The organism is Syntrophomonas zehnderi OL-4, from assembly GCF_000983115.1.
Taxonomy (GTDB): domain Bacteria; phylum Bacillota; class Syntrophomonadia; order Syntrophomonadales; family Syntrophomonadaceae; genus Syntrophomonas_B; species Syntrophomonas_B zehnderi.
Map to the genome: position 1 here is coordinate 102863 of NZ_CGIH01000038.1, position 7963 is coordinate 110825.

Genomic DNA, 7963 nt, shown 5'->3' on the forward strand with positions numbered 1-7963 from the left:
AAAGGCTGGACAATTACGCTGGAGCGCCGGGTTGCTTTAAAGACCGCCTCGATATCCCGCGTCAATTTTCTATTGAAAGATTCCTAATAACCTCTGAGCGGTCAGAACAGCGGAGCGGGCGTCCTCAGAATATGCGTCAGCGCCTATTTGGTCAGCATATTCCTGATTTAGAACGGCTCCTCCTACCATTACCCTAGCACGCAGGCCTCTTTCCTTGACCCCGTCAACAATCTCCTGCATACGGGGCATGGTAGTGGTCATAAGGGCACTCAAACCAATGATATCAGCATCTTCTTGAGCAGCCCGTTCCAGGATAACAGCCGTTGGAACATCTTTACCCAAATCAACGACTTTAAAACCATAGTTCTCCAGTAATACCGCTACAATGTTTTTACCGATATCATGGATATCCCCCTCCACGGTTGCCAAAACAATAACCCCGGTATTGGTTTGGCCTTCCACGGTCAGAAGCGGTTTGATGATGGCAAATGCCCGCTTCATAGTTTCTGCGGCCATCATAAGCTGAGGCAGGAAATAACGTTTTTTATCATACATCTCCCCGGCTTCCTCAATTCCCGGTATCATGGCCTGGTTCACGATATCCAATGGTTTTAGCTGCCCTTCCTGCAAAGCAGCCTCGATTAAAACGGAAATATTCTCTTTTTCGCCCCGCAGGATAGCCTGCTTGATTTTCTCCTTGGTCGTATCATCCGATTCGGATATTGTTTCGGCAGACCGGGATACTCCTGACGTACCTGTAATGTTAATTTCGGCAGATACTAAATCGGGAATATTGCATTTTTCACAAAGCGGATGTCTTATCTTTGGCTTGTCATCAACCTTATAGTCCCGGTAGTTTTCAATATACTTAGTACTGTTGGCATCCCTATTTAACAAGACAGCTACAGCACGATTGGCAGCCATCATCCGTTCTTCAAAGGGATTCATAATAGGTAAATCCAGACCGGCGGCCCAAGCCATGGTCAGATAGGCGGAATTTAATATATCCCGGGCAGGCAGTCCATGCGAAACATTGCTGACTCCCAGTACTGTGCCTACACCTAGATCCTCTTTAACCATTTTCACGGCTTGAATCGTCTCCATGACCTGTTCCTGTTGCGCACTGGCGGTCTTAACCAAGCAGTCAATGAAAATATCCTCCTTGCGCAAACCATATTCCAGAGCACGCTGGTAGATTTTGCGCGCCACCTGCAGCCGTTCTTCGGCCCGGTCAGGAATCCCTTCATCACCAATGCACAGCCCCAGTACTGCGGCTCCATATTTTTTGGCCAGGGGCAAAATTATATCCAGGTTTTTGTCTTCACCGGTGGTGGAGTTAATCAAGGGACGGCCCACAAAGTTCTTTAGGCCTTCCTCCACAGCTTCAGGATTGGTTGAATCTATAGCGATAGGTATATCCAGAGCATCCTGAATCATCGTCACGGCCTTGTGCATCGCCTGAACTTCATCGATACCGGGCACCCCCATGTTTACATCCAACACCGGCGCACCACACTCCACTTGTTTTCTGGCTTCATCAACTACTATCTGCATATGTCCGTCTTTGATATCCTGGGCCAGTTTCTTTCTGGCGGTAGGATTGATACGTTCCCCGATAAAGGCCAAGGGCTGATCACTGCCGATCATCACATAATGACTGCGGGAAGCCAGCGCAGGATAGGTGTGAGCCGTTTTGGCAGAAGGCGCTAATCCTTTTAAGGCCCTGGCTATTGCCTGAATATGCACCGGGGTAGTACCACAGCACCCGCCAATAATATTGGCCCCGGCTTCCTTTAATCGCAGGGCATATTCGGCCATTTCTTCAGGCGTGTCCGGAAAAACAGTCTGCCCCTCAACCAAAAACGGCAGCCCGGCATTAGGCTCTACCGATATACACAGCCGAGTATGTCTGGACATTTCCTGAATAACCGGCAGGAGTTCCCGGGCTCCCCCAGAGCAATTTGCTCCTATTGCCAGAGGCTGCAAAGCTTCCATAATAATCACGGCGGTTACCGGATCAGTACCCGTCATGGTTCTGCCTCCATCCTCGAACGTCATGTGAGCGATAACCGGCAATCTGGTATTTTGTTGAGCGGCTATTAAGGCAGCCCGCATTTCACCAATATCGGTCATGGTTTCAATCGAAATTAGATCTGCCCCGGCCTGAGCACAGGCTATCATCTGTTCGGCAAAAGCGGCATACAAATCATCAAAGGTCACATCACCCATGGGACGCAGCAATTTACCGGTGGGCCCTATAGAAGCAGCTACCAATCCATGGGGGGCGGCTGCCCGGCGGGCAATACTGACGGCTGCGGCATTTATTTCTGTAACCCGATCAGCCAGACCATATTCAGCTAATTTAAATCGACTGCCGCCAAAGGTGTTGGTCTGGATAATATCGGCTCCGGCTTCCCGGTACTGTTTGTGTATATCAAATAGAACCTCCTCATGTTCTATCCCATACAACTCCGGACAACATCCGGGATTCATGCCGTTTTGCTGCAGCATGGTTCCCATAGCTCCATCCAAAATCAAAATCCGCTCGCGCAGCAATCCAGGCAAATCATTTACCACAATACCACTCCTTGCTATATAAAAACCCTCTTTGTAACAAAGAGGGTTCATTAATATCCCCTCTTATCTCCCAGGAATCATCCCTGCAGGATTTGGCACCATTCCTTTACAGGCGGTTGCCGGGTTTCATCGGGCCAGTCCCTCCACCACTCTGGATAAGAGTATCGTTATGTTATTGATTTTTAATTTTATCATTTATTGTTGGGGATTGTCATCTACTTTATCCGATTGAATATCATTTTTTTCTTGGCTGTCATCCGGTTCTGAACCGTTAGCTTCTTGACTAGCGGGTTGAATATTAATCTCGGCCAAATAAGCCTCGGACTCTAGAGGATTCGGGACATCAGGTTTATAGTAGGTAGTTGGTGCACTATCGTCTTTGATAGCATCCTCAAACTCCTTACGGACACCACTGGTAGCCTTTTTGAACTCATTGAAACCCTTTCCCAGTGATTTTGCCACATCAGGTAATTTACTGGGCCCTACTACTATCAAGGCAATCAATAATATCAGTACTAATTCCCAAGGACCTATGCTGCCAAGCATGTCTACCTCCTAATGCAAAAAGTCATTCCTGTAAATATAACTCTATTCTAACCTTATTGATGCAGATATAGCAATCAGATTTAAGAAATTGTCGCGAAAATGAAATTATGCCACCAAGAGATCGGTAAAACTGCCACCAAACAGCTTTTTGTTATGGCAGGAATTTACAATTAAACCTGCGAATAATAACCGAAAATAGCTTGAGGAGAAAAATATGCTTGCAAATCTTAACACTCTTGTAATTACCGGCATAGAAGCCGTTACCGTAAAAGTAGAGGTGGATATCCAAAACGGTCTGCCCGCCTTTGAGTTGGTCGGATTAGCCCAAGCCGCTTTAAAAGAAGCCCGGGAAAGGGTTAAGTCCGCAATAAAAAATTCTGGTTACGAATTCCCCAACCGTAAAATTATTATTAATCTGGCTCCGGCTGATCTTAGGAAAGAAGGCAGCCATTTTGATCTAGCGATAGCTTTAGGAATATTGCTGGCCTCCGAGCAGCTGATAAATATGCCTGACCCAGGTCTATTTCTGGCGGGAGAATTATCCCTGGATGGCAGCCTGCGGCCAATCCCTGGTGTGCTCCCCATGTGTCTGGAATTGCATAAAACGAGGCCGGACAGCATTTTCATCATTCCCCCCGGCAACAGCCAAGAGGCTGCCCTGGTAAACGAGATCCATTCATTAACAGGCAACAATCTGCAGGAAGTCTGTGCTTATCTGGAAAAAAAACAAGAACTCCGGACAGTAACTCCAAAGGATGAGGAAAAACCACGGGGCAACGAAGCGCAGCCTGATTTTGCTGATATAAAAGGCCAGGAAACTGCCAAAAGGGCCATCCAGGTGGCCGCCGCCGGTGGTCACAACATCCTTTTGATCGGCCCGCCGGGAGGCGGCAAGACCATGTTGGCCCGACGTATGCCAAGCATCCTGCCGAAAATGACCCGCGAGGAAGTTCTGGAAACAACCCGTATTTATTCCGTGGCAGGTTTACTAAATACCGATCATCCTTTAATTGATAGCCGTCCTTTCCGGGCTCCGCATAAAAATGCTTCGGCCGCCAGCATTATCGGCGGAGGCCGCATCCCACGTCCAGGTGAAATTTCGCTGGCCCAGAATGGAGTATTGTTCTTTGATGAATTTCCCGAGTTCAGCCGAGATGTCCTGGAGGCCTTGCGCCAGCCCCTGGAAGATAAAGTAGTCACAGTGGCGCGAGCTCAGGCTACCCATACCTATCCGGCTGATTTTTCATTAATTGCTTCCATGAATCCATGTCAGTGCGGTTTTTATGGCTCAGATTTGGAGTGTACCTGTACGCCCCTGCAGATACAAAAATACCTGGGAAAAATCAGCGGTCCGCTCCTGGATCGCATGGATCTGCACGTGGAAGTACCCCGGGTAAACTATGAGCAGCTAAGGGATCGAAGTAATGGGGAAAGCTCAAATGATATGCGGGAAAAGGTTATGGCAGCCAGGGATATTCAGAAAAAGCGTTTTGCTCGTTATAAAATAAGTCTGAACTCGCAAATGCGCCCGGCAGATGTAAAAAAATTCTGCCATCTGGATGCGGAATCAGAAGAGCTTTTAAAAAACGCCTTTAACCAACTTAAAATGAGTGCCCGGGCGTATGATCGGATTCTTAAGGTTGCCCGAACTATTGCTGATATTGGGGAGAACAGTAATATTAAGCTACAGCATTTAGCCGAGGCCCTTCAATATCGGAGCCTAGACAGAAAGTACTGGAGAAATTAACTGCCAGGAAACCACCCCCCCTGGTTAGCAATATTTAGAGTTTATGTAGGCGGGCGGTAGGTCATAATCCCAGTTGCCTTTTAATTTCCTGTCACAGGGTGGTGGGGGCAAATGGTGCCTGACGGGGTATGCAGGCGGCATGGACAAGAAGGAACGATTCCTTCAATTGGAGGGTATAGTATTATTTTTAATTATTTTTTAAAATACTATTGACATTGACGTTACGTATAAGTTTATAGTCAGTTTGCAAGGAGGGCAAACGCATGGAATATACAGTGCAAAAGCTTAGTCGTTTGGCAGGCATCAGTAGCAGAACCCTGCGATATTATGATGAAATAGGGATTCTCAAGCCAGCAAGGATCAACTCGTCAGGATATCGCATCTATGGTCAAAACGAGGTGGATAGGCTGCAGCAGATCCTGTTTTACCGGGAGTTGGGCGTGAGCCTGGACCACATCAAAGAAATGCTCACGGTGCCTGACTTCGACCGCGCGGCCGCACTGCGATGCCATCGGGAAAAACTCCTGGAGAAAAAGGCCCAGCTGGAGCTGTTGATCATGAATGTCGAAAAGACCCTGGCTGCGGCAGAAGGGAGAACAAAGATGAGCGATCAGGAAAAATTTCAAGGATTTAAACAAAAGATGATAGAGGAAAATGAAGAAAAGTATGGCAAAGAGATCCGGGAAAAGTATGGGGAGGAAACGGTAGCCCGTTCCAATCAGAAATTTATGGCCATGACTGAGGAACAATATGCGGAAGTAACCGCCCTGGAAGCCCGCTTCAGAGCCATCCTCGAGGAAGCCCGCCAAGGAGGCGATCCTGCCGGTGCGCTGGCCCAGCAGGCGGCTGATCTGCACAGGCAATGGCTGGCCTACTATTGGAGCGAATACAGTAAAGAAGCCCACGCCGGGGTAGCCCGGATGTACGTGGAGGATGAGCGGTTTAAGGTTTACTATGACAGGACGCAACCGGGAACAGCCGAGTTTTTGCGCGAAGCGGTACTGATCTATACGGGAATGAATGCATAACACAGGAAAGGCTGTTGCCATGGATCCCAGGATTCAGAGGCAACAGCCCTTTTTTGCGTTCAAGAGAGGATAATTTCCCTTACTCAGGTATAGAAGGCAGGATGCTATGAGAGAACTGAGGGGAGACAGGGCTATCGTTCCGGCCATTACGAGCGTAACCTGACTACGACATCGGGAGATGTAAAACTAAAGATGCCAAAACTAAAAGGTGTACCCTTCGAGACGGCTATTATCGAACGGTACCGTCGTCAGGAAAGCTCAGTGGAATAAGCAATGATTGAGATGTATTTAGCGGGTGTGTCGGTACGCCGGGTGGAAGACATAACCGAAGCACTATGGGGTACCAAGTTTTCTGCTGGAACGGTAAGCAACCTAAACTGAAGCAGCGGTACCGGCAGCAGCAAAATTAAAATGGTTATAAAATAAGGGTGGCCAAATGGCCTCCCCTTGTGACTCATTTACTATAAAGCTCTGGTTTATTAAAGTCGATGTCGGTAACCTCCAGCTGCAGCCAGTTAAAATCACCGGTCTTATACCTCCATATAATGTCTGATTTATTAAGAATTCTAATTCCATGGAACTCACGGTACTCACGAGCTTCGCCTCCCCAGTCATTGAGTACGTATTTCCCCTCTGCTTCCCGATAGCGGGAGGCTACATTCTTCACCATGTCACCCTCAGCATTAAAGTAAAATACCATATCAGCACTAACTCCCTGCCAGGTCATGGTAGCTCGTGCCGAGGTGGCATCAAGCTCCTTCCACTGAATATAGTCGTTCAAAGCTGCACTCGGATACCAGACCATCTCCGCTAAAAAGCGATGCATAGTACCCTGATTCATTTCAAAACCCGGCTTAGCCTCCCCCAAGGAGAACAAGCCTAAGAGCTTGATTTGCATACCGCCCTGCCCTTGATAATATCTGTCCTTACCTATTAGGCTGATCATGGATGCCGCCTTTACCTTGGCCATCCAAACAAAACCTGGCTGCTCGATATTGATGTACTGCACCGCGGTAAACGGCATCCAGGGCTTACCTTCCTCGGTACGCATCCTTCCTTCCTGCTTAAGCCGTACCGTATACGTCTTCTCCTGTCCTACCACCTGCGAGCGCTGCAACCACTTTTGCACACAGCCGGGCAATCCTTCTAAATCAGCAGGCTGAATGATTTCTTTATCTTTATCGGAGGCAGTGGCTAAGATTTCCTGCGCTTCTCGGTCGGCTTGCCGACTCATCAGCCCACTGGCTACCGCTGTCAGAACCAAAACCACCACCAAAAGTATTAATATAACGATTAAGCTTAGCTTTAACGTATGCATACTTCCAACTCCTCTTAAGCTCGGAATTTTATCAAACGCCTCTAAGATCCCCTCCTTAAGGGGGCGTTTGATAAAACACTCGCGGCGCGATGCACACAAAATGCGTAATGTAGGCGCTAAAGCGCCCGCATTTTGGCGCACAATTCGCGCAAGCGCTCATTGAATTAATTATACCGGTTTATCTCCGCCAAGCACTCAATCCCTCTCATTACCATATTATAAACAAACCTATTATTATGAGGAGAGTGAACATTTTGGTCTTGAATTTAAGCCCAGCGGAATTTGTCAGGCGTTCTCTGGAGCTTAACCTTTTTTTCCTGCGCATTATGAAGGAGCATGCTATCTTTCTGGAGGCAGGATTTGTAGGTAAGGACAAAGCCTTTATTGCCCGCGCCGATCATTTCAAAAATGATTTTACGGCCCTGCTTAGAAGTGTCAAGAGAACCGTCCGAGATCACTGAAAAAGCAACCCTTTTAAGCCGCCCTGGCGGCTACCCACAGCCCATCAGGTAGGTTAATCTGTAACCGACAGAATAAAAACCTCAAAATAAACGAAGATAACCCTTTTGAAGCGGATACCAGTTTGGCTATCCGCTTTAAGTTTACCGCCAGGGCTGTTAGTTTGGCCTGAATGCGGATGCTTCGTAGACCATAGCCTTTGGCTCGATCTAGTCCGTGGAATCGTTTTAGTTCTGCATTCTTGGGTTCGATTTTAGCTCGCTTGCGGAATTCTTGAATGAATTCCGG

At 47.8% G+C, this 7963-nt stretch carries 7 protein-coding genes, 1 pseudogene and 1 riboswitch; of the genes and pseudogenes, 4 read left to right on the plus strand and 4 right to left on the minus strand.

Going from position 1 to position 7963, the window contains the following annotated elements:
* Positions 1-69 precede the first annotated feature (69 nt).
* A complete protein-coding gene (locus AAV90_RS11100) occupies positions 70-2577 on the minus strand; it encodes a homocysteine S-methyltransferase family protein (protein WP_278279306.1) in 2508 nt (835 codons plus the stop codon).
* A 60-nt stretch (positions 2578-2637) separates the two neighbouring features.
* Positions 2638-2739: riboswitch (SAM riboswitch) on the minus strand.
* Positions 2740-2772: 33 nt separating this feature from the next.
* Positions 2773-3123 (minus strand): Sec-independent protein translocase subunit TatA/TatB, encoded by a 351-nt coding sequence (gene tatA, locus AAV90_RS15620; RefSeq protein WP_076982648.1) that lies wholly within the window; start codon positions 3121-3123, stop codon positions 2773-2775.
* Between the two features lie 214 nt (positions 3124-3337).
* On the opposite strand from tatA, the gene AAV90_RS11110 reads away from it, so the two are divergent.
* The 3 genes and pseudogenes from AAV90_RS11110 to AAV90_RS14680 form a co-directional block, all read left to right on the plus strand.
* Positions 3338-4870 carry a YifB family Mg chelatase-like AAA ATPase gene (locus AAV90_RS11110; RefSeq protein ID WP_046499026.1) on the plus strand — a complete coding sequence of 511 codons (1533 nt, stop codon included), beginning with the start codon at positions 3338-3340 and terminating at the stop codon, positions 4868-4870.
* A 263-nt stretch (positions 4871-5133) separates the two neighbouring features.
* Positions 5134-5898 (plus strand): MerR family transcriptional regulator, encoded by a 765-nt coding sequence (locus tag AAV90_RS11115; RefSeq protein ID WP_046499029.1) that lies wholly within the window; start codon positions 5134-5136, stop codon positions 5896-5898.
* Positions 5899-5994: 96 nt separating this feature from the next.
* Positions 5995-6276: pseudogene (locus AAV90_RS14680) on the plus strand (transposase); the annotation flags it as partial.
* A gap of 76 nt (positions 6277-6352) precedes the next feature.
* Here AAV90_RS14680 and AAV90_RS11120 read toward each other — a convergent pair.
* Complete coding sequence (locus tag AAV90_RS11120) at positions 6353-7216, minus strand: DUF6544 family protein (RefSeq protein WP_046499032.1); 864 nt, start codon at positions 7214-7216, stop codon at positions 6353-6355.
* Positions 7217-7470: 254 nt separating this feature from the next.
* On the opposite strand from AAV90_RS11120, the gene AAV90_RS11125 reads away from it, so the two are divergent.
* A complete protein-coding gene (locus AAV90_RS11125) occupies positions 7471-7677 on the plus strand; it encodes a DUF2935 domain-containing protein (protein ID WP_046499034.1) in 207 nt (68 codons plus the stop codon).
* A 13-nt stretch (positions 7678-7690) separates the two neighbouring features.
* Here the strand turns inward: AAV90_RS11125 and AAV90_RS11130 are convergent.
* Positions 7691-7963 (minus strand): transposase (locus AAV90_RS11130; RefSeq protein ID WP_046499036.1); only part of this gene is annotated, 273 nt, incomplete at its 5' end.